Genomic DNA, 26119 nt, shown 5'->3' with positions numbered 1-26119 from the left:
CACTACCCGCCTGCGGGCAGATCGGTGCGTGGAGCGGTGCCCAGATGCACGCCGACCCGCTTGACCAGGAGCGTCATCTCGTACGCCACCTGGCCGACGTCGGAGTCGGCGTCCGAGAGGACGGCGAGGCAGCTGCCGTCGCCGGCGGCCGTGACGAACAGGAACGCGTCGTCCAGCTCGACGACCGTCTGCCGGACGCTGCCCGCCTCGAAGTGGCGGCCCACGCCCTTGGCGAGGCTGTGGAACCCGGACGCGACCGCGGCCAGATGCTCACTGTCCTCTCTGGTCAGGTCCTTGGACACCCCGGTGGGCAGGCCGTCGCCGGAGAGCACGACGGCCTTGCGGATGCTGGCGACCCGGTCGACGAGGTCGTCCAGGAGCCAGTTCAGCTCGCCGTTGTTCGTCGCCGTGTGGCCGGTCGCCTTCGGTGCGGTCATCGACCGTCCCCCTTAGTCGTTCCTTGTGCTGTGCTGTTCCGGACTCCGTCGATCGCGGCGTTCTCCTCGCGGCCGCGCCGCCAGCCGCGCTGGAGCGAGGCCATCCGGCTGCGCACCTCGTCGGCATCGCGCTCGGCGGGATCCGTCTCGCGCTCGGCGCGGGGTTCGGGGTCCTGTCTGAGCTGCGGGGCCAGGTTGGCCTGCCGGACGCGCCTGGGCAGCGGCCCGGTGCCGGTCTCCCGGGGCGTGCCGCCACCCGGCGGCGGGGTGGCGCGGGGATCACCGGCGGGGGCGATCGCGGGGCGGGAGCTTCGCCGGGGCAGCGCGGGGGGCGCGGAGGAGTCGTCCGCGCCGGCCCGGGGTGGCGTGCGCTCGTCGACGGCGTCGGCGTGCCCGGTGACCCGGTCGCGGGGCGCCTCACCGCGGCGCCGGGCCGGCAGCGGGGCAGGTCCGCCCGGGTCGGCGAGGTGTGGGCCGGCGCCGGCCGGGGGCTGCTCGTCGGGCGCTTCGCGGCGGGAGCGCTGCTCGGTGACGGGCCTGCCGTGCGAGCTGACCAGCTTGGGCGTCCGCCGCCTGGGCAGCGGTACGGCGGCGTCGGAGCGGTCGGCGGCACCGGGGCCGTCCGCGCCGGCGGAGTCCGGCTGATGCGGCTCGCCCAACCGGAGCGGGCTCTGGTCGTCGGGGCGGGGGCGGGAGCGACGGGGGCGGAACAGTCCGCCGCGCTCGCTGTCCTCACTGCCCAGGGCACCCGGGAAGTCGTCGAGGGCGTCGAGATCGACGGGTGCCTCCAGTTCGACCGGCCCGTCGAGCAGCGAGGACGGCAGCCCGGGCAGCTGCGCCGGTACCTGGGTGAGGGCGGTCGCGTGGCCCTGCGCCGGTTCGGTCCCCTTAGCGGGCCGCTCGCGGTCGAGGCGGAAGCCGATGCCGTTGGTGTCGGGGACGTCGTCGCTCAGCAGCAGCTCGGGGATGAACACGACGGCGGTGGTGCCGCCGTAGGGAGAGGGCTGCAGCGAGACGCGGACGTTCTGGCGCTGGGCGAGGCGGCTGACCACGAACAGGCCGAGCCGGTCGGTGTCGGAGAGTTCGAACTCCGGCGTCTCGGCGAGCCGCAGGTTGGCGTCCAGCAGCGCCTCGGCCGTCATGCCGAGGCCCCGGTCGTGGATCTCCAGGGTGAAGCCGTTGGCGACCCGTTCGCCGACGACCTGGACGGCGGTGTGCGGTGGCGAGAACACCGTGGCGTTCTCCAGGAGTTCGGCCACCAGATGGGTGAGGTCGGCGACGGCCGGGCCGGTCACCGCGACGCGCGGCAGCCGGCGGACCTCGATGCGCTCGTAGTCCTCGACCTCGGCGACGGCGGCGCGCACGATGTCCATGAGCTGGACCGGCCGGCGCCACTGCCGCGACGGGGCGGCACCGGAGAGGATCACCAGGCCCTCGGCGTGCCGGCGCATACGGGTGGTGAGGTGGTCCAGCCGGAAGAGGTCGGCGAGTTCGTCGGTGTCCTCGGTCCGGCGCTCCATGGTGTCGAGCAGGGTGAGCTGCTTGTGCAGCAGCACCTGGCTGCGGCGGGCCAGGTTGACGAAGACGTCGGAGACACCGGACCGCAGCTCGGCCTGTTTGACGGCGGCCTCGACAGCGGCCCGCTGGAGGGTGTTGAGGGCCTGGCCGACCTCGCCGATCTCGTTCTTGTCGTACTCCAGGCGGGGCACTTCGGTCTCCACGTCGACCTGTTCGCCCGCGGAGAGGCGGCGCATGACACTGGGCAGGCGGACTCCGGACGCCTCGTGCGCGTCGAGGCGCAGCTGCCGCAGATCGCGGACGAGGGCGCGGCCCACGCGGACGGAGAGGAAGAGGGAGAGCAGCAGGGCGACGAGTCCGAGGACGCCGGCGACCGCCGCCTGCACGATCACGCCGACGGCGACCGGGTGCACGCGGTCCTGGAACCGGTCGCCCACCTGGTCGTCGAGGGTGGCGAGGTCGTTGAGGACACCGGCCGCGGCGGTGTCCCAGCCCTGGGCGGTCACCTCGCGCGGGGTGCCGGCGTCGGTGTCGATGGCGGCCTGTTCGGCCACGCGCAGCGGTTCGGTGGTGGCGTTCTTCCAGAACGTCTCGTAGCGCTCGCGCTCGGCGGCCGGCAGCAGCGGCAGACTGATGTCGTACAGGAGGGTGCGCTGGGCGACGAGATCGGAGACGGCACGGGTCTCGTCGTGGCGGAGCTTGCCCACCACCAGGGCGGAGCCGAGCAGGGCGTCCTCGCGGGAGAGCAGTTCGCGGGCGCGGGTGATGTTGACGAGCGCTCGGGCCTGTTGGTCGATGTCGACGTCGTCGATGCCGTCGAGGGTGTCGAGCAGGGCGTAGCAGGGGTCGACGAGGCGGTTGTAGAGGTCGAGGGCCTGGGCACGGTCGACCGTGCCCTGCTCGACGCTGCGGCGCAGGGAGTCGATGCCGTCGAAGGCGTCCAGGACCGCGGTGAGGTGCTCGGTGTCGTCCGCGTCCATGCCGTCGACGATGTGGTGGTTCTCGGCGTTCTTGCGGATCTTGGTGATGGCCGCGTCGGTGCGGGTGCGGGTGCGGCGCAGCGCGGAGAGCGCGTCGGCGGCCCTGGGGTCGGCGAGGTAGACGAGGGTCTGGCGGCGCTCCTGCTGCAGGACGCGGACGCTGTCCTCGGTGGGGTAGCCGATGTCCTGCACGAGGTCGGAGACGTGGAACAGCTGGGTGACTTCGCGTCCCGTGAGTACCGTTGCGAAGCCCCAGACGGCGGTCAGGGACACCAGCGGCACGAGAAGCAGCGCCACGATCTTCCGGCGGATCGACTTCCCGCGAAAGCGCATGGCCTCCCCCAGCTCGACCCCCGCCGGCCGGGGGTACTCAGGTGCGTCAACAAACGGCGCGAGCCTACTACCGCCTCACAGATAACTCGAAGACATGTCCGGGGGATGAACTTTCGCACGAGCGGCGAGACATGGCGAGTTGTCCGGGCATTGCGGGAGATTGCCACCGGAATTCCGGTGGGCGGAACTCGGGTCGAACGAATCGGCATGACACGCCGGTTGGCCGAAATTTTACGGCTGTGGGGAATCTTCACGGGATGTCGTTCGTCTTTCTCTGTGGGAGATGGGGGCGGAATCGGCCACAGGAGCCGCAATCCGCACCCCGGCGGCGTAAAAGAGCGCAAGCCGGGCAGCCACTGGGGAGTCGGTGTCGTCGGACGCCGGGGCGAGCGGTCTGCTGGCGGTGGGGAGTGACACGTTGATGGGCACGGCAGAGCGGCGCGAGGCGCCTGAGGACGGCGGCGCGGTGCGCTTGATGGCGCGGCGGAGCGGCAGGGCACCGGATCGCGACATTCCGGCGCGCGGGCGCGGGAAGGACGTGGAGGGCGCGCCCCGGCCGTCGCCCTATCAGCCGTTGTGGGTCGAGGAACCGGCGCGTCGGCGCCGGATGCCCGATCCGGTGCGTACGGCGGCGGTGCGGGCGGTTCTCATCATCTCGGTGACGCTGATCCAGGCCGTGGTGGCGTTCCTGTGCACGATGGCCGGGTCGTGGCTGGCCTTTCCCATGGTCATCAGCAGCGTGGCCAGCACCGTGGTGGCGACCTGGGGCGCCGTGGACGTATGGGTGACGCGCCAGGTGTGGAACCAGCGCAACGGGGTGGTGTCGGAGCCCAGCAGTACGGCGCGGTCCCTGCGCCGTGAGCGGCGGGTCGCCCGGCGGCAGGAGCGGGCCACGCTGCGCGAGCAGGAGCGTATACGCCGGCGTGGTGGCGCCGGGCAGTTGTCGCACCCCTGACACCCGGACCGGCACGCTGTGCCGGTCCGGCCCGGGATCGTGGCCGTGGCTGGTGTGCTCCGCCAGGGGCCCTAGGCGGGCTTCCTGAACATCCGGGTCGCGGTGATCTCGCTGTGCGCCGCCTCCCCGGCCCGGGGCTGGGCGGGCAGTCCTGGGCGCAGGTGTTCCTCGACGCTGATGTACTTCAGGCCGGCGCGCAGGTCAGCGTCGTTGCGCAGCCTGATCACGAGCGGGAACTCCGCCAGCGCCGTGGTGTCGAAGAGGCCCGTGGTGTACAGGAGTTGCACTCCGAGCGCGTCCGACACGGCCCGTTGCAGTTCCAGCAGGTAGGTCGCATTGGCACGGCCGATCGGGTTGTCCAGGAACAGCGTGCCCGCGTGCCGGTGTTTGTCCCGCCCCCGGTCGTTGGAACGCAGAGCGGCCATCGTGCAGTACAGGGCGATGGCGGCGGTGAGCAGCTGGCCGCCGGAGAACACGTCGCCCATCTGCCCGACGGGCACGCGCTCGGCGCGCAGGACGGCGTCCGGCTTGAGGATCTCCACGGCCACGCCCTTGGGTTCGAGCGCGGCGCCGACCCCGCGCAGCAGCAGGGACATGCCGTCGCGGCGCAGGTCGGAGTTCTTCTTCACGGCGGCCCGGGTGGCCTCGTCGATGACCTCGCCGAGCCGCTCGATGAGCGTGGCGTGGTCGGGCTCCTCGAAGCGGATGCGCAGGAACTCCTGCCCTGACCACTCGCCGAGGCCCTCGGGCAGGCGGGACAGCCGCTGGGCGGAGCGCAGGGTGGCGAGGGCGGACTCGACCAGTCCCCTGAGCCGGTCCACGATCGAGTCCCGGTTGCGTTCCAGCTGCGCCAGTTCGTCCGACAGGACCCGCAGTCGGGGCGCGAAGGCGTCGGCCCACTTCTGGGCGTGCTCGGGCAGTGCCGAGGCGGGCAGCTCGCGGATCTGCTGCCGGGCCGGGGTGCGGACCTGTTCGTAGCGCGTGGAGTTGGCGTGCCGGACGAGGACGTCGCCGGTCTCGCGCAGGGCCGCCTCGGCGGCGGACAGGTCGGCGGCGCAGCCGCGCAGGGAGCGGCGGGCCTCGGCGGCGGACTGCCGGGCCTCCTCCAGGCTGCCGGGGTACGGCTCCGGCTCTTCCTGGTCCTCCTCGGTCGGGTGCTCGCGCAGCAGGTCGCGGAGCATCGCGGCGATCTCGTCGAAGCCGCCGGCCGCGTCCTCGGCGGCCCGGTGGGCCGCCAGCAGCTCGGCGTGCGCCTCCCGTGCCTGGGCCAACGCCTCGGCGCGGGAGGCCAGTTCGGCCGTCGCCGTACGCAGGAGAGCCTGCGCGTGCTCGGCGTCGCGCGGGACGAGTTCGTCGGGCAGCTCGGTGTGCGCCTCGCCCTCCTCGGGGGACTGCCGCTCGGCCTCGCCGCGCAGCCGCCCGAGTTGCTCGCTCGCGGTCGACATGCGGGTCTCCAGGAGCTGCACCAGCTCCTCGGCGCGCGCGGCGGCGGCCTGCCGGGACGGTCCGTCCGAGCCGTCGGGCGACTGCAGCAGCTGCTCCGCGCGGGTGCGGACCTTGTTGCTGAGCCGGTCCAGTTCGGCGCGGGCCGCGCTCTCGTCGCTCTCCGCCCGGGCCTGCTCGGCACGCAGGTCGGCGCCGACGCCGACCTTCTCGTACACCTGGGAGGCGGCCCGGTAGGCCTCGCGCAGGGCGGGCAGCGACGTCCTCGGCGCGTCGGGACCGGCCTCCGGTACGTCGTCGGGGGCGCCCGCGATCTCCGCGCGCTCGGCGCGCAGCGCGCGGGCCGTGCGGCGGGCGTCGTCGGCGGCGCGCTGGGCGGCGCGCCGGTCCTCGTCTGCGGCGCGGGCGCGCTCCAGGCAGAGCTGGGCGCGGGCCTCGGACTCGGTGGCGTCGTCGGCGAGTTCACGCAGCTTGACCTGCCAGCCGGCCCGCTCGCGCAGCCGGAAGGCCAGTCCGGCGAGGGCGTCGGCGGCGCGCCGGGCCCTCTGCGCGGACTCCTGCCGCTCGTCGCGTACCTGCGCCGCCTCGGCGGCGGCCTCCTCGGCCTCCGCGCGCACGGTCCGTGCCTCGGCCAGCTCGGCCTCGGACTCCTCGGCGAACGCGGTCGCCTCCCGGGCCGCCTCCGCCAGCTCCGGGAGCCGTCCGGCGGGGCACCCGGTGCGCCAGGAGGCCAGCCGTGCGGCCAGCTCGCGGTCCTTGCCGAGCCGGGCGGCGAGCGTACGGATGTCCTCGTCCCGCTCGGTCGCCCGCGCGCGCAGGGCCTGCCGCTCCTCGTCGGCGGCGTGCTCGTCGTGCATGGCCGGGTTCGGCGGTACGAGGAACACGTCACCGGGGGTGGCGTCCTCGGCCGGGGTGGGGGCGAGCAGGGCGGCGGCCGTGCCGACGGCCACGGCGGAGCGCGGCAACAGGGCCGCGTCACCGAGGGTCTCGCGGGCGCGCGCGTGGGTTGCGGGGTCGGTGATGATCACGCCGTCGACCAGTTCGGGGCGGGCCGCGAGCACGCGCGCGTGGTCGGCGGGGTCGACGGCCTGGGCGAGGTAGCGCCAGCCGGGCAGCGCCGGGATGCCGTGCTCGCCGAGGAACTCCACGGTGGCCAGGACGTCGGGGCCGGGCGGCAGCAGTCCGCCGTCGCCGAGCGCGCCGAGGATGCGGGCGTCGTCGGCGGCGGCCGTACGCAGCTCGAACAGCTGACGCTCGGCGGAGGAGACGGCGTCGTCGAGCAGCTCGCGCAGCTCGTCGGCGAACCGGTCCAGGTCTTCGGGGGTGAGCAGGCCCTCGGCCCGGGCGCCGTCGCTCTCGCCCTCGTGCCGGGGCCGCGGGACGGAGGGCCGGGTGCCGCCGGTGAGGCCCAGCAGCTCGATGAGCCGCTCCTCGGCCGCCAGCGTCTCGGCGAGCCGCTGTTCCGCCTCGTAGGACCGCCGTGCCGCGGTCGCGGCGTCCGCCGCGCGGGCCGCCGTCAGCTCCGCGCGGGACTCGGCCGAGGCCGCCTCCCGCGCGTACTCGGTGGCCTTGCGGGAGGCCTCGCGGGCCGTGTCCCAGGCGGCGACCGCCGTCTTCTCGGCGTCGCTGGCCGCGAGGGCGGCCCGTGCGGGATCCGCGTCCGGCGCGCTGTCGTCGAGCCAGCCCGCGCGGACCGCCTCGGCGGTCTCCTGCTCGACCTCGCTCAGCCGCTGCCGCAGGTGCCCGGCCTCGCTGCGGGCGCGCTGCGCCTCGGTGGCGGCGGACGTCGAGTCCCGGTGCGCGCGGTCGCTGACCTCCTGGAGGGCGGCCGAGCGCTCCTCCTCCTCGTTGGCGAGTGCCTCGGCGCCGCCCGCGGCCACGTGCAGGGCTCGTACGAGGTCCACGGCGGCCTTGGCGCGGGCGGCGAGCGCGGGGGCCGCGTCCCGTTCGGCCTCCTGGATGGCGGCGGCCACGCGCGCGACCCGGTCGGCGGCGGCGCGGTGCCGCAGCACGGCCTCGGCTGCCTGCCAGGCGGAGTGCAGGGTCCGCGCGTCGGCCAGTTCACGCTTCTGCGCGGCGGCGGACTTCTCGCCGGCGGCCAGCGCCAGTGAGGCATGCCGGTAGGCGAGTTCGGCGGCGATCAGCGCGCTGCGCTCCCGGGCGCCCTCGGAGTGTGTGACGGCGTGGGCGGCGGCCGTGACCCGCTGGGCGAGGTCGGCGGCGCGCGTCCGCTCGCGCACGCCGCGCGCGGACAGCCGACGCGCGAGGGTGCGGGTACGGCGCTCGGCGCCGGTGTGGATGTCACGCGCGCGTGAGCGCGTCCCGGCGGCCTCGACGATCCGCCCGAGCAGGTCGACGGATCCGGCGGTGAAGTCCCGTTCGGCGATCAGTTCGGCCCGTCGGCCCAGCTTGTTGCCGAAGCCGCTGACCAGGTCGGCGAGTCCGTCGGTGTCCCGGGTGTCGGTGACGGCGCGCAGCAGCAGGTCGGTGAAGTCGGAGTCCTTCTTGACCGCGAAGAGACCGGCGGCCTCACCCTCGTCGGCGTTCATCTCCCGCTGGTAGCGGAAGAGTTCGGGGTCCAGGCCCAGGTCACCGAGGTGCTCGATCCACCGGTCGTGGGTCTCCTCCCAGTGCACCTCCAGGTGCGGGTAGGCCTTGCCGGACTCGGTGAGGGCGTCCCTGAAGCCCTTCATGGTGCGGCGGCGGCCCTGGGCGCCGGAGACTCCCTCGGCGGACGGGCGTACGGCGGTGGACTCGGCCACGGGGAGGCTGTCCAGGCTGAGGCCGGGGCCGGGCCGGAAGGAGTACCAGGCCTCGGCGAACTTGCGGGGGTCGTTGGAGACCTGCCGTCCGCGCCACTCGCTGACCTTGCCGACGACCACGCACTCGCCGGTCAGCACGTGCTGCCACTCCAGCGCGACGTGTCCGCAGTCGTCGGCGAGCAGGAACTTGCGCAGCACGCCGGAGCTGGCGCCGCCGAGGGTGTTGCGGTGGCCCGGCAGCATCACCGAGAAGATCAGTTTGAGCAGGACGGACTTGCCGCCGCCGTTCTCCAGGAAGAGCACACCGGCGGGGGCGGGCCGGCGCGGCGGGCCGACGGGCTCCTCCTCGAAGAACTCCGCCTGGGTGGGCGCGGGGTCGGGCACGGGCTCGCCCACACCGCGCAGGTCGAGCACGGTGTCGGCGTAGCGCGCGCCGGCGGGCCCGATGGAGTAGAGGCGGACCCGGGACAGCTCGTACATGGCGGACTCTCGTAAGTCTTCGGCAGATCGGGAGGGTTCAGGAGTGGAAGGGCAGCCCGGCGTCGGCCACCAGGTCCAGGTCGGCGGTGTCCTCGGCGGGCAGCAGGCTGGCGGTGCCGTCCGTGACCGGGACGACGCCCAGTTCCAGCAGTTCGGCCATGGCGGCGCTGGCGGCCATGTCGCGTACCTGGAGCTGGTAGCGGGCGGTCGTGCGGTAGGTGCCGCCGCCTTCGTCGCCCGTGCGCTGCAGGAACCCGGAGTCGGTGAGGAAGCCCACGGCCTTGGCCACGATGCCCGTGGTCGAGGCGGCCGGCCGGCGGGCGTCCTTGGTGGCGCCGGTCGCGCTGCGTCTGGCCCAGATCCGCCACGCCGCCTCGAGACCGGGCGCGTCGGTGGCCGGGTCGGTGTTCTCGCCCTGCTGCTCGGCGCGCTCCTCCAGACGGCGGCAGGCCTGCCGTACGAAGGCGTCGACGCCGTTGACGGTGACCCTGCCGATGTACCCGTCGTCGGCCAGGTCCTCCGGGCGCGGGAACGCCAGGGCGGCGACGGCGAGATGGGCCAGGCCGTGCAGGAACCGGTCGCCGGAGTCGGCGGCGGTGCGACGCGCGTAGTCGCCCATGCGCACGGCGAACACCGAGTCCTCGGCGGCCGTCACGGCCATCCCCGCGCGCGGGGACACCTCCAGCACGATGAGTCCGAGACCGGCGGCCACGGCGTCCGCGAGCCGCGCGAAGGCCGGGTCGTCGCGGTGGCGGCGGAGCAGTTCGGTGTACTCCTGGTCGCGTGCGGGCTGGAGCTTGGGCTGCAGTCCGAAGGCGACGAGCCGCGCCGCGTCGGCGGCGTCGGCGGGAGTGACGGCACTGGTCGCCGGCGTGGCGGGGGCCGGTGCCTCACTCCACTCGGCGTGCTCGGTCACGGTCGGGGCTCCTTGCTGCGTTCGGGTGCGTACATGCGGTCGGCTCGGTTCACGCCGCCTCGGTCCTGTCCGCGGCCATCCCGGCCGCGTCCAACAGGGCGGTTCCGACGATGAGATCGGCCCCGCCGAACTCGGGATCGTCCAGCTCGGTGCCGTCGTCGACGGCGAACAGCAGCTTCTGTTCGCCCTGCCGGTAGGCGGTGCCGACCGGGGGGCTGGCCGCGTGCACCGCCAGCAGGGCCACCAGGTAGGGCAGTTCGGGGTCCTGGCGCCGGGCCTCGGCGAGCAGCCCGGACAACCGGCGCGGCGCGTCGGCCGGCAGGTCCAGCAGTTGCGTCGCCGTGGCCAGTTGCTCCTCGCTGAACCGGCTGTCGTCCGGGGTGGCGATCAGGTCGGGTTCGGGCATCTCGGCGCCCAGGTGTTCGCGCTCCAGCGGTGGTGTCAGCAGGATGTCGACGAGATCGGCGACCCGGACCGACACCGGGGTGCGCAGTCCGGTCCCGCGCGCGAAGAAGGCGTCCGTGACCCGGATGGCCTGTTCCACGGGCAGCGGCAGCAGCGGGGCGACGAGATGGCCGTACAGGTCTGTTCCGGACGTCGTCAGGGGCGTGGCGAAGGCCTGCCGGTCCTGCTCCGCGCGGAAGAGCGGGCCGGCCTCCAGCAGGCGCGACTGCAGCTGGGTGTGGCGGCGGATGCAGTCCTTGACGATGTCGACCAGTTCGGCGGCGCGGCGCTTGTGCTCGGCGTCCTCGGTCTCGTCGCGGGCCTTGCGGATGTTGGTGAGGATCGCGTTCTCGTGCCGGTAGCGGTCGGCCACGTGGTCCAGGGCCTCGGCGATCATGTCGGGCACGGCGTTGAGCCAGTCCACCGCGCGGACGTTGCGCCGGGTCGCCTCCAGGGCGCGGCGCAGGGTCTCCGAGTACTGCACGGTGCGATAGCGGGCCTGCTCGGCGGCGAGCTGGGCGTCGGCCAGGCGGCCGCGGTTGATCAGCACCTCCAGCTTGACCTCCGCGGCGATCTGGGCGCTGGTGACGTCGGTGTCCAGGGCGCCGACCAAGACGTTGACCGCCTCGTCGGTGGTGCGCAGGTAGACCGTGCCGCCGGGGCCGGGGACCTCCTCGATCAGCTTGAAGTCGTAGTCACGGCGGACGTAGGTGCCGTCGGGTGCGAAGGTGCCGTACACCGCGCGGAAGCCGCGGTCCACGCTGCCGACGTTGATCAGGTTCTCCATGACCCAGCGGGCCACGCGCTCGTGCTCGGCCACGGGCCGGCGGGGGGCCTGGGCGGCGATGCGCGGGATGAGCCGGGCCACGATCTGCTCGTTCTCGGCGCCGGTGTCGAAGTCCATGTTGAGGGTGACCAGGTCGATGGCGGCCAGGGCCACCTCGGCCATGCCGTACACCGAGTACTCGCCCGCGAGGTTCGCCTTGCGGGCGTCGAGGTCGTGCAGCGGCGCGGTGCAGGCGAGCGCGCGCAGCCGACGCGCCAGCCCCTCGTCGGCGGCCGGGCCCGGCGCCGGGCGCGGCCCCGCGCTGAGCTGGGGCGGAACGCTGTCCGTCGATGCAGGCGAAGTCACGGTGCACAGACTAGGTCCTCGGTCTGACAACGGCCCAAACGACGCCGGTGGCTCCGCCGGGGTCCCGCGGAGCCCGTGCGGGCGCGGGCCGGTGGGTGCCGGGCGCGCGGCTCCCCTCCTGCCTGGAAGGCTCATGAAGATCTTGGTGAGCCTTCTAGGGGGCGCCGTCCACGCGGCGTCGGTAGACCTCCACGACCCGCTCGAGCGAGTCCGTGAGGTACGTCTCCAGCAGGCGCTCGGCGGTGCGTCTGTCGCCCGCCTCCAGGCACTGGAGGATCTCGCGGTTGCGGGCGAGGTAGGGCTCGTGCAGCGCGCGCGGGTCGTCGACGACGTGGAAGGCCAGGCGCAGTTCGGCGAAGACGCTGCGCATCAGCTCGTCGGTGCGTTCGCTGCGGGCCAGGGCGACGAGTTCCCGGTGGAAGTGGATGTTGGCCGTACCCAGCGCTTTCCAGTCATTGGCGACGGCCGCCACCTGTCCCTCGGTGACCGCGGCGGTCAGCTCCCGCAGCGCGTACGGCGGCTCGCCGAGCCCGCGGACCACGGCGCACTCGACGAGGGCCCGGGTGCGGTAGATGTCCTCGACGTCCTCGACGGTCAGGACCCGGACGAACACCCCGCGGTTCAGCTCGTGGACGAGCAGGCGCTCGTGGGTGAGCAGCCGGAACGCCTCGCGCAGGGTGTTGCGGGAGACGCCGAGGGCACCGCCGATGCTGTCCTCCGACAGACGGGTGCCCGGCGGGAAGTAGCCCTCGGCGATACGGCTTCTGAGGATGTCCGAGACCCGTTCGGCGGTGCTTGTGCGCCCCAGGAGGGCGCGGTCGTCGGCCAGTCCCGCGAGCTGCTCTGCCATGCCCGGAATTCAACCGCAGACACCGGAACGAGACAACAGGGGTATTGAAGGATCGTTGAACGATCCTCTACGGTGCTGCACGCAGCACACAGCTCACGACACCGCTCATCTCCCGCAACCTCCGTCCCTCAACTGCGAGGTGCCCATGAGCACGACCCCTCCACCGCAGGCCCTGAACTCCGACCGGCACCCGGCCGGAGGTGAACACACCGCCGTCGACGGCGCGTTCGGCTGGCTGCGCGCCCTCGGCCCGCAAGGCCGCCACGCCTTCGCCGGAGCTTTCGGCGGATATGCCCTGGATTCCTACGACTACTTCACGCTGCCGCTGAGCATGGTCGCGCTCTCCGCGTACTTCGGCCTGGACAGCGGTCAGACCGGCCTGTTCACCACGGTCACCCTGGTGGTCTCCGCGGTCGGCGGTGCGGTGGCGGGCATGGTGGCGGACCGGTTCGGGCGGGTCCGGGCCCTCATGATCACCGTGATCACCTACGCCGTGTTCACCGTGGCGTGCGGCTTCGCGCCGAACTTCGAGACCCTGCTGGTCTTCCGTGCCCTGCAGGGTCTCGGTTTCGGCGGGGAGTGGGCGGTCGGCGCGATCCTGGTCGCCGAGTACGCGAGCGCCCGGCACCGGGGCCGTACGCTCGGCGCCGTCCAGAGTTCCTGGGCGGTCGGCTGGGCCCTGGCGGCGATCGTCTACACGCTGGTCTTCTCCTTCCTCGGCGACGACCTGGCCTGGCGCGTGATGTTCTGGACCGGCGCGCTGCCCGCGCTGCTGGTGGTGTGGCTGCGGCGGCGCGTGCACGACGCCCCGGAGGCGAGGGCGGTGCGTGAACGGAGCCCGGGGCGCGGCTCGTTCGCCGCGATCTTCCGGCCGGGTACGGCCGGATCACCGGGGCTGCTGCGCACGACGGTCTTCGCGAGCCTGCTGTCCACCGGCGTGCAGGGCGGCTACTACACGCTGGCGACCTGGGTGCCGACGTACCTCAAGAGCGAGCGCGGTCTGTCGGTCGTCGGCACCGGCGGCTATCTGACGTTCCTGATCTCCGGTGCCTTCCTCGGCTATCTGACCGGCGGTCACCTCACCGACCGGCTGGGCCGCCGGCGCACCATCTGGCTCTTCGCGCTTCTGTCGGCGGTCTGCGTCCTGGCGTACGCGAACATCCCCCACGGCGCCGACACCCTGCTCCTGGTGCTCGGTTTCCCGCTCGGCTTCTGCATGTCGGCCATCTTCAGCGGCTTCGGCTCCTACCTGAGCGAGCTGTACCCGACCGCGGTGCGCGGCACCGGACAGGGCTTCACGTACAACACGGGCCGCGCGGTGGGCGCGGTGTTCCCCACCCTGGTGGGCTTCCTGGCCGACAGCTGGGGAGTGGGCGGCGCGCTGGTCTTCGGCGCGATCGGCTACGGCCTGGCGGCGCTGGCGCTGCTCGGTCTGCCGGAGACGCGTGGGACGGAGCTGGCATGACCCGGCTGAACGGCACCGAGGACCGTCCGCTGACCCTGGTCGACGAGCACGCGCACGCGTGGAGCCCGGAAACCGCGCGGACCCGCTTCCGGGAGGGCCTGGCCGGTCCCACGGCGGGGGTCGCGGCGGGTCACACCCAGGCCAACCTGATCTGCGTTCCGGCCGACTGGGCGTACGACATGCTGTTGTTCTGCCAGCGCAATCCCAAACCCTGTCCGGTGCTCGACGTCACCGACGCCGGTTCCGCCACCACCGTCCTCGCGGACGGCGCCGACCTGCGCACCGACCTGCCGCGCTACCGGGTCTGGCGGGACGGCGAGCTGGTCGAGGAGCCGACGGACGTGCGGGAGCACTGGCGGGACGACCTGGTGTCGTTCCTGATCGGGTGCAGCTTCACCTTCGAACGGGCCCTCAGCGACGCGGGCGTGCCGATCCGGCATGTCGAACAGGGCCGCAACGTGCCGATGTACGTCACCGGCCGTCAGTGCCGGCCGGCGGGCAGGCTGCGCGGGCCGATGGTGGTCTCCATGCGCCCGGTGCCGCCGGAACACCTGACGGCCGCCATCCGGGAGACCCGGCTGCTCCCGGCGGTGCACGGCGCTCCCGTGCACTGCGGTGATCCGGCGGGACTCGGCATCGACGACCTCGCCCGGCCGGACTTCGGCGACCCGGTGGACGCCGGCCCGGACGACATTCCGGTGTTCTGGGCCTGCGGGGTGACCCCGCAGGCGGCCGTGATGGCCTCGCGCCCGCCGTTCGCCATCACGCACGCACCGGGCCAGATGTTCCTCACCGACGCCCGCGACGAGCAGTACCGCGTGGCCTGAGAGAAGAATCGGAAGAAACCTCCATGACCTCGATCGATCTGAACGCCGACCTCGGCGAGGGCTTCGGTCGCTGGCGGCTGACCGACGACGAACGGCTGCTGTCCGTCGTCACCAGCGCCAACGTGGCCTGCGGCTTCCACGCCGGGGACGCGGCCACCATGCGCCGGGTGTGCGAGCTGGCGGCCGAGCGCGGTGTGACGATCGGCGCCCAGGTCTCCTACCGGGACCTGGCCGGGTTCGGGCGGCGCGCGATGGACGTACCGCCCGCCGAACTGGCGGCCGAAGTCGCCTACCAGATCGGCGCCCTGGAGGTCTTCGCCCGGGCGGCGGGCGCGCGGGTGGCGTATGTGAAGCCGCACGGCGCGCTCTACAACCGGGTCGTGCACGACGAGGAGCAGGCCCGCGCGGTGGTCGACGGTGTGCTGCTGGCGGACGGCTCGCTGCCCGTGCTGGGCCTGCCCGGCTCCCGCCTGCTGGAGCTGGCCGGCAGGGCGGGACTGCCCGCCGTCACGGAGGCGTTCGCGGACCGCGCCTACACGGACGAGGGCACGCTCGTGCCACGCGGCCTCGACGGCGCCGTGCTGACCGATGCCGAGGCCGTCGTGGAGCGCTCGGTGGACCTGGCACGCTCCGGCGCGGTCACCGCGCACTCCGGCGCGCGCGTCGCGGTGCGCGCCCGTTCGCTGTGCCTGCACGGGGACACGCCCGGTGCGGTGGAGCTGGCGCGCCGGGTGCGCGAACGGCTGGTGGCGGCGGGCGTGACGGTGGAGGCCTTCGCATGAGGGCGCTGCCCGTCGGCGACGGGGCGCTGCTCGTCGAGGTCGCCTCGGGTGAGGAGGCCCGGGCCCTGCACGCGGAGCTGGTACGGCGCCGCGCGGAGGGCTCCCTGGCCGTCCGGGAGATCGTCCCCGCCGCGCGCACGGTCCTGCTGGACGGCCTCGACGACCCGGTCCGTCTGGCATCCGAACTGACCTCTTCGCCGGTGCCGCCCGCTCCCCCGCCCGCTGCCGAACTGGTCGAACTACCTGTGCGCTACGACGGCCCGGACCTCGCCGAGGTCGCCGCCCACTGGGGGGTGCCCGAGCGGGAGGCGGCGCGGATCCACGCGGCCAATGAGTTCACGGTCGCCTTCTGCGGGTTCGCCCCCGGCTTCGGCTACCTCACCGGCCTGCCCGCCCACTACGACGTGCCGCGCCGGGCCACCCCGCGCACGGCCGTCCCGGCGGGCGCCGTGGCGCTGGCGGGCCCGTACACGGGCGTCTACCCGCGTTCCTCGCCGGGCGGCTGGCAGCTGATCGGCACCACGGACGCGGTGCTGTGGGACCCCGCGCGCGTGCCGGCCGCGCTGCTGTCGCCCGGGACGCGAGTGCGCTTCGTACCGGCGGGGGCGGTGAAGGGCGTATGAGCGACCGCGCGCTGGTGGTCGTACGAGCGGGGGCGCTGACCACCGTGCAGGACCGGGGACGGCCGGGATACGCGCATCTCGGTGTGCCCCGCTCGGGGGCGCTGGACCTGCCCGCGGCCGCGCTCGTCAACCGACTGGCCGGCAATCCGTTGGGCGCGGCCGTCCTGGAGACCACCCTGAACGGCTGCGCCGTGCGGCCGCGTTCCACGACTACCGTGGCGGTCGGCGGCGCGCCCTGCCCCGTCACGGTGGGCGGACGCCCGGCGGCCTGGGGCGCCCCGGTCGTGGTGCCCGCCGACGAGGTGCTGGAGGTGGGCCCGGCCGTCCGCGGAGTACGCGCCTACCTGGCCGTCCGGGGCGGCATCGCCGTGGAGCCGGTCCTGGGCAGCCGGTCCACGGACCTGCTGTCCGGCCTGGGCCCCGCGCCGCTCGCGGACGGCACCGTGCTTCCCCTCGGGCCGCCGGCCGGTGCGCCCGCGCGCGTGGACGTCGCCCCGCAGCCGTGTCCGCCGGAAGAACTCGTCCTGCGGGTCACGCTCGGCCCGCGCGACGACTGGTTCACCCCCCGGGCCCTGCGCGACCTCACCGCGCGCACCTTCCGGGTGTCGTCGGCGAGCAACCGCATCGGGCTGCGCACCGAGGGACCCGCCCTGGAGCGGGCCCGGCCGGGGGAACTGCCCAGCGAGGGCATGGTCCTCGGTGCCGTCCAGGTGCCGCCGGACGGCCGCCCGGTGGTCTTCCTGGCCGACCACCCGACCACCGGGGGCTACCCGGTGATCGCGGTGGTCCGCGCCGCCGACCTCCCGGCGGCCGCACAGGCGGTCCCGGGGACCGCGGTGCGCTTCGTGGCCGTACGCCGCCGCTGAACCGGCCGGGCACGCCTCACGCCGGGTCCGGCCACTCCACCACGGACAGCGCGGCCAGCGCCGCGGACACGGCGGCGGATGCGCTGAGGTCCAGGCGGGCGCTGGTGCCCCGCGCGCGGTGCCGCATCTCGTCGGCGGCCAGCCGCAGCAGCTGCGGCAGCAGGTCGGTGCACCTCCGGACCGCCCAGGCGGTGCCGGCCGTGGCGAGCCACCGCAGGGTGGCCGCTCTGGTCGGCGCGGGGAACTCCGGCTCGGTCGACGGCGGCGGCCCGGTCGCCAGGCCCGCTTCGGTGAGCAGCGCGTGGAAGCGGACGGCGAACTGCCGGTGTCCGCGTTCGCAGGGGTGCAGCCGGTCCGCGCTCCACAATGCGCGGTCGGTGAGCCAGGCGCCCTGGGAGGCGTGCAGATGGAGAGCGCCGTACCGCTCGGACAGGGCGTGGACGACCGCGTTGACCGCTCGCTGCCGCCGGGCCAGCGGGCCGGCCAGCGCGCCCGGGAGACCGAGCATCGCGCCGGGATCGGGCAGGCAGGCCGTCAGCAGCGTCGCGCCCTGGCCGGTGAAGGCCGCGTACACCTGGTCGAGGCGTGCGGCCACCGTGTGGATGTCGAAGGTGCGGCGCAGGGTGTCGTTGACGCCGATGACGACGGACGCGAGGTCGGGACGCAGTCGCAGGCCGGCCGGGGCCTGCCGTTCCAGGACGTCCCGGGTCTGGGCACCGCTGACCGCGAGGTTGGTGAACTCCACGGTCCGGCCGGCGTCCTCGGCGAGACCGCCGGCCAGCAGCGCGGCCCAGCCTCGCCGGCCGTCCCCCGCGGGGTCGCCCACTCCCTCGGTCAGCGAGTCCCCGAGCGCCACGAAGCGGAGGGGTCTCATGCCACGCCCTCCGGGACGGGACGAGCGGACGGGGCGGTCGCCTCGGCGTCGTGCGCCGCCAGAAACGCCTCCACCGCCGCTCCCCACCCGAAGCACTCCGCACGCGCGCGTGCCGCCTCCCGGCGCTCGGCCACGGCGCGTTCCATGAGCGTGTCCACGGCATCCGCGAAGGCCTCCCCCCGGTCGGCAGCCGTGGCCCCCGCCGAGCCGATCACCTCCGGCAGCGCGGACGACGCGCTCGCCACCACGGGCGTGCCGCAGGCCATGGCCTCCAGCGCGGCCAGCCCGAAGGTCTCGGCAGGTCCGGGCGCCAGGCACACGTCGGCACCGGCCTGCAGGGCGCCCAGCAGGCCCCGGTCGGCGACGTGCCCCAGGAAGGTCACCGGCAGCCCCCGCTCCCGCGCCCGCTGTTCGAGCCGCGCCCGCAGCGGCCCGTCCCCGGCCACCACGAGGACCGCCCGCCGCCCGCGCCGCAGCAGCGCCTCCAGAGCGTCGAGGGCCGTCGAAGGCCGCTTCTCCACGGACAGCCGGGAGCACATCACGAGCAGCGTCTCGTCCACGCGCGCGTACCGCTCGCGCAGCCCGGCGTCGCGCAGCGAGGGGTGCCGTTCCGTCAGGTCGACACCCAGGGGGGCGCGTACGACGTTGCGCGCGCCGATCCGCACGAACTCGCGCTCGGCGAACTCGGTGGTGCACACCACCCGCGAGTACACGTGCGCGGTGCGGGTGTTGAGGGCGTCGGCGGCCCGCCGGGAGAGGTTCTCGGACAGGCCCCAGGTGCGCAGCACCCCGTCGGCGGTCTCGTGGGAGACCATCACGGAGGGGACGCGCGCCCGGCGGGCCCAGCGGCCGGTCCAGCGCAGGGTCGTACGGTCGGAGACCTCCAGGCGGTCCGGGGCCAGCTCCTCCAGCAGGGCTGCCACGCGCCGCCTGTCGGTCAGGACGCGGTAGCCGCCGGTGCCGGGCAGCAGCGGCCCGGGCAGGGTGATGACCCGGCCCTGCTCGGTGTCGCGGTCGGTGTGCCGCTCGCCGGGCACGATCAGCACCGGGTCGTGGCCCGCCGCCCGGAAGCCCCGGCCCAGCTCGCGCAGGGCGGTGCGCAGGCCGCCGGAGGCGGGTGCGACGAAGTTGGCGAGCCGGACTATCCGCAGTGATTCGCCGCTCACGCCGCCACCGCCGTCCGGCGTGCGGTGAGCACGTCCTCGTAGTGGGCGATCAGCTGGTCGCCGACGGCGGCCCAGGTGCGCCCCTCGACGGTGGCGCGCCCGGCCGTGCCGTAGGCGGCCCGCAGCGCGGGGTCGGCGGCCAGGGACCGCACCGCGTCCCGCACCGCGAGGGCGTCGCGGGGCGGCACCAGGAGGCCGGTGCGGCCATGGGCGACCAGGTCGAGCGGCCCGCCGGCGGCCGGCGCGACGACCGGGACACCGCTGGCCATGGCCTCCTGGACGGTCTGGCAGAAGGTCTCGAAGGGGCCGGTGTGCACGAAGACGTCCAGTGAGGCGAAGATCCGGGCCAGTTCGTCGCCGGTGCGGCGGCCCAGGAAGACCGCGCCCGGCAGGGCCTCGGCGAGGTGGGGCCGGCTGGGGCCGTCGCCCGTGACGACGACCCGTACGCCCGGCGTGCCACAGACCCCGGACAGAAGTTCGACCTGCTTCTCGGGGGCGAGCCGGCCGACGTAGCCGACGATCAGCTCCCCGTTCGGGGCGAGTTCCCGGCGCAGCGCCTCGTCACGGTGGCCGGGACGGAAACGGACGGTGTCCACGCCGCGCTGCCACAGCCGCACCCGGGGCACACCGTGCGTCTCCAGGTCGTGCAGTGCGGCGCTGGACGGGGCCAGGGTGCGGTCGGCGGCGGCGTGGACGGAGCGGATCCGGCGCCAGGCCGCGGCCCCGCCGGCACCCATGTACGTACGGGCGTATCCGGCCAGGTCGGTCTGGTAGACGGCGACGGCGGGGATGCCGAGCCGGGCGGCGGCGGTCATGCCGCGGACGCCGAGGACGAAGGGGCTGGCCAGGTGCACCACGTCGGCGCGGTGCTCGGTGAGGGCGGCGGCGACGCGTCGGCTGGGGAGGGCGACGCGGACCTGGGGGTAGCCGGGGAGCGGGAGGGAGGGGACACGGATGACGGGGCACGGCGCCGGGGCGTCGGGCTGGTGGCCGGCCGCGGTGGCCGGCGCGACGACGAGCGGATGGTGACCGCGATCCACGAGGTGCCGGGCGGTCTGGAGCGCGCAGTGGGCCACGCCGTTCACGTCGGGGGGGAAGGATTCGGTCACGATGACGACACGCATACCGGTGTTGTCGCCGCGCCGGACGTGGCCGCGTCAACGTGGATCTTTCCGGACGGGGAACGTCCCATGAGCATCGCACTGCGCACCCGGGCAGGTCGGGCGGCGTCCACGCCCTCCTGCCCCACGGGTCACCCGGCGTTCATCCGACCCGCTCCGTCCGGTCCGATCCGGCTGCGTACGGCGGTCTGTACTTCGGCCTCCTCGGCCGGATCCGCGGCGAGCCGGCGCAGCCGCTCGACGACCCGGGCGTCACCGGTCTCGGCGTGCCGGGCGGCGAGTTCGCGGGTGGTCTCCTCGCAGTCCCAGAGGCATTCGACGGCGAAGCCGGTGGCGAAGGAGGGGTCGGTGGCGGCCAGCGCACGGGCCGCGCGGCCGCGCAGATGGGAGGAGGCGGTCTCCCGGTAGACATGGCGCAGGACGGGGGCGGCGCAGCCGATGCCGAGGCGTCCGGCGCCGTCGACGAGGGTCCACAGGGTCGGCGCGTCGGGTCCTTCGCCGCGCACGGCCTCGCGCAGGGCGCCGAGGACCAGGTCGCTGTCGTGGGCTCCGCCACGGCAGGCGAGCATGCGTCCGGCGGCGGCGCCGAGGGCGTCGGGCCGGTGGGCCCACCCGCGCGCGCGGTCGACGGCTCTGATGCTGCGCATCCGTTCGAAGGCGCCGACGGCCGCCTCCACCACGGGCGCCGTCCCGTCGTGGACGGCGGTCTCGATCAGGTCGAGGGCGTCGGGGTCGTTGCTCTCGGCGAGATAGCGCAGGGCGGTGCAGCGCGCCCCCTCCGTGCCGTCCTTGGCGGCCTGGAGGATCTCCGGCCGGTCCTCGGGGCCGGCCACGGCGACCAGACAGCGGGCGGCCGGGACATGGAGCGCGGCCCCGCGTTCGACGCCCTGCTGGGCCCACTCGAACACGGCTCGCACGCTCCATCCGGGACGAGGGCCGCCGGGGGTCATCTGCCGCTGCCAGCGGTCGAAACAGCCGGCCTCCTGGGCGGCACGCACGCGTGCGGCGACCGACTCGCGCGGATCCTCGGCCCACAGGCGCCACGGCCGCGGCTCGAAGGCGTCCCGTACGGCGACGGCCAGCTCGGCCTCGCCCTCGGCGTCGGTGGCGAAACGGGCCAGCACGGGCGCCGCCAGGGCACGCAGCGCCGCGTCGTCGTCACGGAGCGCGAGTTCGTCCAGGGCCCAGGCCCAGTTGGAGCCGTGGGCGGCGTACCTGCGCAGCAGTTCGAGGGCGTCGAGCCTGCCGTAGGAGGCGAGGTGCCCGAGGACGGCGAGTGCCAGACCGGTACGCGACTCGTCGGCGTCGAGGACGTCCTCGGGGTCGAAGAGGTGCGCCTCGATGGCGTCCAGTTCGCCGTTGAGGTCCAGGTACAGGCGGGCGTAGTAGAGGGAGCGGTTCTCCACCTGCCAGTCGTGGCGGGGGTCGCGCAGCACACAGTGGTTCAGGGCCGCCAGCGCTTCGGCGCGCGGGGCGGTGAGCGCGTGCAGTGTGCCGTCGCCACGGCCGCGTTGGAGCAGGCCGAGCAGCGTACCGCTGGGCGCTATGACCGGATCGAACATGGGAAACAGCCTCACATCAAGCGTCGACGCAACCGGGGAACACGCATTACCTGGCCGCGTGACACAACGTCGGGGCGCCCGCCGTCTCTTGCTTGCTGTAGACCATTTCTCTCTGCCTCTCGTAGGTGGCCCATGCGGACCGCATCACGGCCCGCGTGGTGCGGCAACACCTGCCCAGCCACCGCGTCCGTGAATCACGACGCCATGATGACTCGCGGGTTTCTCCTGCCGCGACCGTATTTCCGGCGGCCTTTTACCGCCTCCCCCGTTGTGTGTGTCGTGCCTGGTCAGAGCGTTCGGATCAGTGTGCGCCAAACAATTCGAGAAGTTCCGTCCTGGCGAACATGCGCGCGGTGTCGAGGGCCGAGGGCGTTCCGGCGGCGGGATCGGCGCCGGCCTCCAGAAGGGCTTTGATCACTTCCGTCTCACCCTTGAAGACGGCCCCGGCGAGCGGGGTCTGGCCCCGGTCGTTGATCCGGTCCGCCTCGGCTCCCCGGGCGAGCAGTTCACGGACGGCGTCGGCGTGGCCGTGGTACGCGGCGAGCATCACCAGGCTGTCGCCGCGGTCGTTGGTGAGGTCGGCCGGGACTCCCGCGTCGACGTACGCCACCAGTTCCTCCGTCCGGCCCCGGCGGGCCAGGTCGAAGATCTTGGTCGCCAGCTCCACGACCTCGGGGTCGGGGGCTTCGCTCATCGGCCGGACCGCCTCTCGTTACAACCGTTCAGGTGAATCGCAAGGGTACTGGCTCCCGCCTCACATGACCCGATGTGCCCGAGGTAAAGATCACGGAAGACTCCGCCGAGAGCGTCGGGCCGGGCCGACCGGGCCGAGAGGGACTCCGTCAATCGAGGGAAATCGTCCCCTATTCACCCAGTTGCACCTTTTGTCGTATGGATACATCCTGTGATCCTGGAAGTACTCATGGTGACTGTCCCCTCCCGACACCAGGAGACCTCAAATGATCCTCTCCATCTCAGGCGTCATGCTGCTCGGCACCGTCGTCTTCCTCTTCTTCCGCAAGGACGGCCTCAAGGGTTCGCACGCCTGCACCTCGGCCCTGTTCGGCTTCTACCTGGCCAGCACGGGCATCGCTCCGAGCATCAAGGCCGGCGGCGAGAGTCTGGCGAGCCTCCTCGGCGGCATCAAGTTCTGACGCCGCCCGCCCCACCCGTACGCGCCCACCCGTACGCACCACCAGGAGACAGCAGTGGCACGGCGCCCTCTCCCCCGCATTCTGAGCAACGGCAGCGCACAGATCGCCAGGAGCCGGGAGCTGGCCCGGACGGCGGCCGACAGCGCCACCGATGTGCTCCACCCGCTGATCACCCTCAGCCGCGGGCTGCGCCGGCTGGCCTCGGCCGGACGGCGCAGGTGGGCGCAGACACCGAAGGACAAGCGCGGGCCGCTGATGTTCGTGACGGCGTCGCTGTTCCTGGTCGTGGCGCTGACGCCGTACGGACCGCTGCTCGCCGCCATCGCCCTGATGGCGGCGGCGGCCTGGCAGGGCCGCGACCGCACCCCGCCGGCGCCGGAGGGCCCCGACGAGTCGCAGACCCAGCGGCTCCGGTCCCTGTACGAGGCCCTGGTGCCGTACTTCTCGAGCGCCGACGACCCGGCGCCGCTGTACGCGCACGGCGGGGAGTGGGAGAAGGCTTTCGCCACCCATGGGTTCGACGACGCGGGCCGCGTGGTCCACCTCGTGATCCACTACCCCGCCTACTTCCCTGACGGCGAACCCGAGGCCCGCGCGCGGATCGAACAGTTGCTGACCGCGAAGGCCGGGCGGGGCCGCGAGTACCACTTCACGTGGGAGGAGGCGGCCAACCAGCTCACCGTGACCGCCCTCGCCCCGCTGCCCACCGACATCACCGCACAGCGCTTCGTCACGGCGCCGGGCGAGACGGTGCTCGGTTTCACCGACCCGACCGAGGTCCAGCGCACGCTTCCGCTCTCCTACGGCGAGGAACAGCGCGACGTTCCGCCGGTCGTCTGGCGCACCGGCATCCGCTCCACCGAGCCGCACCTGCTGGCACTGGGGCAGCCGGGCAGCGGGACCTCCACCCTGCTGCGCTCGCTGGCCCTCCAGGCACTGCGGTACGGCGATGTGCTGATCGTCGACGGCGGGGGCACCGGGGAGTACGCCTGCCTGACCGGCCGGGACGGGGTCCTGGCCGTCGAGTGCGGGCTGCTGGGCGCGCTGGCCAGCCTGGAGTGGGCCACCCACGAGACGGAGCGTCGGCTGATCGCGGTCAACCGGGCCCGGCAGGCCGGCGACCCGCCGCCCGACGACACTCGGCGCCCGCTGTGGATCCTGGTGGACCGCCCCGGCACGTTCGCGCACCTGGCGGCGGCGGACGGCCGCAAGGATCCGCAGACGCTGCTGCGGGTGCCACTGCGGCACGGGCGCTCGGTCCAGGTGACCGTGGTCGTGGCGGAGCACTTCGACAGCGCGGACGTGCTGTGCGACGCGGTACGGCAGCACACACGCGCGCGTGTCGTGCTCGGGCCGGCCGGGCCCGAGCAGTTGGCGGCGGTGCTGGGGGCGCCGCCGCACACCACCCCGCTCACCCATGTCCCGCCGGGACGGGGGTACGCGCGGCTGGGGCATGGACCGGTGTACCGGCTCCAGGTGCCGTGCACCCCTGACCCGTACGACGAGGCGACGAGCGAGGCCGACCGGCAGGCGGTGCTGCAGTTGCTGCCCGCGCGCACCACACCGGCCGATGAGGAGGGCGCAGCCCCAGAGGCGGTCGAGGCCTCCGAGGCCTCCGAGGCGGTCGAGGCGGCACCGATGGCGGCCGAGACGCCACCGATGGCGGTCGAGACGGCCCCGGTGACCGTGGAGAGGCAGCCGGTGGCCGTCGAGAAGCAGACCGTGTCCGTGGAAAAGCAGCCCTTGGCCATGGAGGCGGCCGCGGTGGCCGAGAGCTCCTGAGCGCCTGAGCACCTGCGCGCGGGGAGGGATGGGCCCCTACGTCCCAAGCCCCTCCTACGCCAGGTCACCCACTACGCCCCGCCCCCGCTACGCCACGAACGTGCGCGGCGCCTCGGCGCCCGTGTTGCCCCCGCCCGTTTCCACCAGCCGGGCCGCCGCCGCCAAGCGCACCGCCGCCTCCTCCGCGACCGCTCCGCCCACCGTGAACGGCAGGCGGACATAGCCCTCGAAGGCGCCGTCGACGCCGAAGCGAGGGCCGGACGGGACCCGGACACCCACCCGCTCGCCCGCTTCGGCCAGCCGGGAGCCGGACAGACCGCCGGCCCGGACCCAGAGGGTGAGGCCGCCCTGGGGGACCTCGAACTCCCAGCCGGGCAGTTCCCGGCGGACCGCCGCCACCAGGGCGTCGCGGTTCTCCCGGGCCTGGGCGCGGCGCAGATCGACCGCCTGGGCCCAACCGCCGGTGCTGAACAGCCAGTTGACCGCCAGCTGCTCCAGCACGGGGGTGCCCAGATCGGCGTACGCGCGGGCGGCGACCAGGCTGCGGACGATGTCCGGCGCGGCCCGCACCCAGCCGATGCGCAGCCCGGCCCAGAACGCCTTGCTGGCCGATCCGACGGTGATCACCGTGGAGCCGGCCGGGTCGAAGCCGCACACCGGCCGCGGCATCGCCGCGTCTCCGAGGTCCTCGTCCAGCCACAGCTCACTCATCGTCTCGTCGGCGACCAGCACGGTCCCCGCGGAGCGCGCCGCGTCCACCAGGCGGCGCCGCTGGTCCTCGTCGGCGAGGGCACCGGTGGGGTTGTGGAAGTCGGCGACGACGTAGGCGATCCGGGGCGCGGCCTCGCGCAGCACCTGGCGCCAGCGGTCCATGTCCCAGCCGGCCAGGCCCTCCGCCATGGCGACCGGGACCAGCCGGGCGCCCGCCTCCCGCATCAGCTGGAGGATGTTCGCGTAGGAGGGCGACTCGACGGCGACGCGCTCGCCACGGCCGGCGAAGAGATGGCAGATGGCGTCTATGGCGCCCATGGCACCCGTGGTCACCATGATCTGCTCGGGCATGGTGGGGATCCCGCGCGCGGTGTAGCGCTCGGCGATCATCGCGCGCAGGGCCGGCAGCCCGGCCGGGTAGTCGCCGTGGGTGTGGGCGTACGGCGGCAGCTCCTCCAGGGCGCCCTGCACCGCGCGGGTGAGCCATGGTTCGGGCGCCGGGAGCGCCGCGCAGCCGAGGTCGATCAGTGAGCCGAGCGCCTCCGGGGGCAGCGGCTCCAGCCCGCGCGCGGGAAGCGGATTGCCCGCCGGTACGGCCGTCCAGCTGCCCGCTCCGCGCCGGGACTCCAGGAAGCCCTCGGTGCGCAGGGCCTCGTAGGCGGCGGCGACCGTGGTGCGGCTGACGGACAGGGCCAGGGCCAGTTCCCGTTCGGCCGGCAGGCGGGCGGCCACCGGCACGCGTCCTTCGAGCACCAGCAGCCGGATGCCGTCGGCGAGCGCCCGGTAGGCGGGCGGGCGCCGGGTGCCGGGTCCGGCCGGGCGGTCCTGCTGGGAGTTGAGCAGCCGGGCGAGCTGCGCGGCACCCATCGCCGAGGTCCACTGCGCCATGAAGATCAGTCCACCTTCCCCGAATTGGCCATGGATGGTGTGCCATCC

General features: G+C 74.1%; 20 protein-coding genes. 8 read left to right on the top strand and 12 right to left on the bottom strand.

The genetic code is table 11. The features are described 5' to 3' along the window. Window positions 1-2: 2 nt before the first annotated feature. Window positions 3-437: a roadblock/LC7 domain-containing protein gene (locus ACFYMM_RS24665; RefSeq protein WP_388390037.1), complete on the bottom strand. Its 435-nt coding sequence runs from the start codon at window positions 435-437 to the stop codon at window positions 3-5. Further along, window positions 434-3268 (bottom strand): nitrate- and nitrite sensing domain-containing protein, encoded by a 2835-nt coding sequence (locus tag ACFYMM_RS24660; RefSeq protein WP_388390035.1) that lies wholly within the window; start codon window positions 3266-3268, stop codon window positions 434-436. Before ACFYMM_RS24660 ends, ACFYMM_RS24665 begins: the two co-directional genes overlap by 4 nt. 421 nt (window positions 3269-3689) lie before the next feature. Here ACFYMM_RS24660 and ACFYMM_RS24655 point away from each other — a divergent pair, with 421 nt between their 5' ends. Beyond that, complete coding sequence (locus ACFYMM_RS24655; protein WP_388390090.1) at window positions 3690-4223, top strand: hypothetical protein; 534 nt, start codon at window positions 3690-3692, stop codon at window positions 4221-4223. A 71-nt stretch (window positions 4224-4294) separates the two neighbouring features. On the opposite strand, the gene ACFYMM_RS24650 is transcribed toward ACFYMM_RS24655, so the two are convergent. The 4 genes from ACFYMM_RS24650 to ACFYMM_RS24635 all read right to left on the bottom strand — a co-directional run bounded on the left by ACFYMM_RS24650 (window position 4295) and on the right by ACFYMM_RS24635 (window position 12250). After that, window positions 4295-8908, bottom strand: a complete 4614-nt coding sequence (locus tag ACFYMM_RS24650) for a hypothetical protein (RefSeq protein WP_388390032.1) — start codon at window positions 8906-8908, stop codon at window positions 4295-4297. Window positions 8909-8945: 37 nt separating this feature from the next. After that, window positions 8946-9824: a hypothetical protein gene (locus tag ACFYMM_RS24645; protein WP_388390030.1), complete on the bottom strand. Its 879-nt coding sequence runs from the start codon at window positions 9822-9824 to the stop codon at window positions 8946-8948. 49 nt (window positions 9825-9873) lie between these two features. Further along, entirely contained in the window at window positions 9874-11400 is a 1527-nt protein-coding gene (locus tag ACFYMM_RS24640; protein ID WP_388390028.1) for a hypothetical protein, read from the bottom strand. 154 nt (window positions 11401-11554) lie between these two features. Continuing rightward, window positions 11555-12250 carry a GntR family transcriptional regulator gene (locus ACFYMM_RS24635; RefSeq protein WP_388390026.1) on the bottom strand — a complete coding sequence of 232 codons (696 nt, stop codon included), beginning with the start codon at window positions 12248-12250 and terminating at the stop codon, window positions 11555-11557. 145 nt (window positions 12251-12395) lie between these two features. Here ACFYMM_RS24635 and ACFYMM_RS24630 point away from each other — a divergent pair, with 145 nt between their 5' ends. The 5 genes from ACFYMM_RS24630 to ACFYMM_RS24610 are packed head-to-tail and all read left to right on the top strand — an operon-like array spanning window position 12396 to window position 16813. Continuing rightward, a complete protein-coding gene (locus ACFYMM_RS24630) occupies window positions 12396-13715 on the top strand; it encodes an MFS transporter (RefSeq protein WP_388390024.1) in 1320 nt (439 codons plus the stop codon). Next, window positions 13712-14542, top strand: coding sequence for a putative hydro-lyase (locus tag ACFYMM_RS24625; protein ID WP_388390022.1), 831 nt, complete (start codon window positions 13712-13714; stop codon window positions 14540-14542). The genes ACFYMM_RS24630 and ACFYMM_RS24625 overlap by 4 nt, the downstream gene beginning before the upstream one ends. Before the next feature lie 23 nt (window positions 14543-14565). Beyond that, window positions 14566-15324, top strand: coding sequence for a LamB/YcsF family protein (locus ACFYMM_RS24620; protein WP_388390020.1), 759 nt, complete (start codon window positions 14566-14568; stop codon window positions 15322-15324). Then, the gene (locus tag ACFYMM_RS24615) at window positions 15321-15947 is read left to right on the top strand and encodes an allophanate hydrolase subunit 1 (RefSeq protein ID WP_388390018.1); all 627 of its coding nucleotides are present in this window, start codon (window positions 15321-15323) and stop codon (window positions 15945-15947) included. The genes ACFYMM_RS24620 and ACFYMM_RS24615 overlap by 4 nt, the downstream gene beginning before the upstream one ends. After that, window positions 15944-16813 (top strand): biotin-dependent carboxyltransferase family protein, encoded by an 870-nt coding sequence (locus ACFYMM_RS24610; RefSeq protein WP_388390016.1) that lies wholly within the window; start codon window positions 15944-15946, stop codon window positions 16811-16813. Before ACFYMM_RS24615 ends, ACFYMM_RS24610 begins: the two co-directional genes overlap by 4 nt. Window positions 16814-16829: 16 nt before the next feature. Here ACFYMM_RS24610 and ACFYMM_RS24605 read toward each other — a convergent pair whose 3' ends face one another. The 5 genes from ACFYMM_RS24605 to ACFYMM_RS24585 form a co-directional block, all read right to left on the bottom strand. Next, window positions 16830-17687, bottom strand: a complete 858-nt coding sequence (locus ACFYMM_RS24605; protein WP_388390014.1) for an SGNH/GDSL hydrolase family protein — start codon at window positions 17685-17687, stop codon at window positions 16830-16832. Continuing rightward, window positions 17684-18853: a glycosyltransferase gene (locus ACFYMM_RS24600; protein ID WP_388390012.1), complete on the bottom strand. Its 1170-nt coding sequence runs from the start codon at window positions 18851-18853 to the stop codon at window positions 17684-17686. The genes ACFYMM_RS24605 and ACFYMM_RS24600 overlap by 4 nt, the downstream gene beginning before the upstream one ends. Then, window positions 18850-19977 (bottom strand): glycosyltransferase family 4 protein, encoded by a 1128-nt coding sequence (locus tag ACFYMM_RS24595; protein ID WP_388390010.1) that lies wholly within the window; start codon window positions 19975-19977, stop codon window positions 18850-18852. Before ACFYMM_RS24595 ends, ACFYMM_RS24600 begins: the two co-directional genes overlap by 4 nt. A gap of 128 nt (window positions 19978-20105) precedes the next feature. Continuing rightward, complete coding sequence (locus ACFYMM_RS24590; RefSeq protein ID WP_388390008.1) at window positions 20106-21536, bottom strand: HEAT repeat domain-containing protein; 1431 nt, start codon at window positions 21534-21536, stop codon at window positions 20106-20108. Window positions 21537-21837: 301 nt separating this feature from the next. After that, a complete protein-coding gene (locus tag ACFYMM_RS24585) occupies window positions 21838-22230 on the bottom strand; it encodes an ankyrin repeat domain-containing protein (protein ID WP_388390006.1) in 393 nt (130 codons plus the stop codon). A 265-nt stretch (window positions 22231-22495) separates the two neighbouring features. Here ACFYMM_RS24585 and ACFYMM_RS24580 point away from each other — a divergent pair, with 265 nt between their 5' ends. Both ACFYMM_RS24580 and ACFYMM_RS24575 read left to right on the top strand, forming a co-directional pair. Continuing rightward, window positions 22496-22690: a hypothetical protein gene (locus ACFYMM_RS24580; RefSeq protein ID WP_388390004.1), complete on the top strand. Its 195-nt coding sequence runs from the start codon at window positions 22496-22498 to the stop codon at window positions 22688-22690. A gap of 54 nt (window positions 22691-22744) precedes the next feature. Next, window positions 22745-24472: a hypothetical protein gene (locus ACFYMM_RS24575; RefSeq protein ID WP_388390002.1), complete on the top strand. Its 1728-nt coding sequence runs from the start codon at window positions 22745-22747 to the stop codon at window positions 24470-24472. Between the two features lie 87 nt (window positions 24473-24559). On the opposite strand, the gene ACFYMM_RS24570 is transcribed toward ACFYMM_RS24575, so the two are convergent. Beyond that, complete coding sequence (locus ACFYMM_RS24570) at window positions 24560-26071, bottom strand: PLP-dependent aminotransferase family protein (protein ID WP_388390000.1); 1512 nt, start codon at window positions 26069-26071, stop codon at window positions 24560-24562. Window positions 26072-26119: the final 48 nt, after the last annotated feature.

The sequence above is a fragment of the Streptomyces sp. NPDC006739 genome, assembly GCF_042869815.1.
Taxonomy (GTDB): domain Bacteria; phylum Actinomycetota; class Actinomycetes; order Streptomycetales; family Streptomycetaceae; genus Streptomyces.
This window is presented reverse-complemented; position numbering and strand designations above follow the sequence as displayed.

Coding starts and splice junctions, on each gene's coding strand:
- ACFYMM_RS24665 (WP_388390037.1), bottom strand. CDS start 437: ATGACCGCACCGAAGGCGACCGGCCACACGGCGACGAACAACGGCGAG.
- ACFYMM_RS24660 (WP_388390035.1), bottom strand. CDS start 3,268: ATGCGCTTTCGCGGGAAGTCGATCCGCCGGAAGATCGTGGCGCTGCTT.
- ACFYMM_RS24655 (WP_388390090.1), top strand. CDS start 3,690: ATGGGCACGGCAGAGCGGCGCGAGGCGCCTGAGGACGGCGGCGCGGTG.
- ACFYMM_RS24650 (WP_388390032.1), bottom strand. CDS start 8,908: ATGTACGAGCTGTCCCGGGTCCGCCTCTACTCCATCGGGCCCGCCGGC.
- ACFYMM_RS24635 (WP_388390026.1), bottom strand. CDS start 12,250: ATGGCAGAGCAGCTCGCGGGACTGGCCGACGACCGCGCCCTCCTGGGG.
- ACFYMM_RS24630 (WP_388390024.1), top strand. CDS start 12,396: ATGAGCACGACCCCTCCACCGCAGGCCCTGAACTCCGACCGGCACCCG.
- ACFYMM_RS24625 (WP_388390022.1), top strand. CDS start 13,712: ATGACCCGGCTGAACGGCACCGAGGACCGTCCGCTGACCCTGGTCGAC.
- ACFYMM_RS24620 (WP_388390020.1), top strand. CDS start 14,566: ATGACCTCGATCGATCTGAACGCCGACCTCGGCGAGGGCTTCGGTCGC.
- ACFYMM_RS24615 (WP_388390018.1), top strand. CDS start 15,321: ATGAGGGCGCTGCCCGTCGGCGACGGGGCGCTGCTCGTCGAGGTCGCC.
- ACFYMM_RS24610 (WP_388390016.1), top strand. CDS start 15,944: ATGAGCGACCGCGCGCTGGTGGTCGTACGAGCGGGGGCGCTGACCACC.
- ACFYMM_RS24605 (WP_388390014.1), bottom strand. CDS start 17,687: ATGAGACCCCTCCGCTTCGTGGCGCTCGGGGACTCGCTGACCGAGGGA.
- ACFYMM_RS24595 (WP_388390010.1), bottom strand. CDS start 19,977: ATGCGTGTCGTCATCGTGACCGAATCCTTCCCCCCCGACGTGAACGGC.
- ACFYMM_RS24590 (WP_388390008.1), bottom strand. CDS start 21,536: ATGTTCGATCCGGTCATAGCGCCCAGCGGTACGCTGCTCGGCCTGCTC.
- ACFYMM_RS24585 (WP_388390006.1), bottom strand. CDS start 22,230: ATGAGCGAAGCCCCCGACCCCGAGGTCGTGGAGCTGGCGACCAAGATC.
- ACFYMM_RS24580 (WP_388390004.1), top strand. CDS start 22,496: ATGATCCTCTCCATCTCAGGCGTCATGCTGCTCGGCACCGTCGTCTTC.
- ACFYMM_RS24570 (WP_388390000.1), bottom strand. CDS start 26,071: ATGGCGCAGTGGACCTCGGCGATGGGTGCCGCGCAGCTCGCCCGGCTG.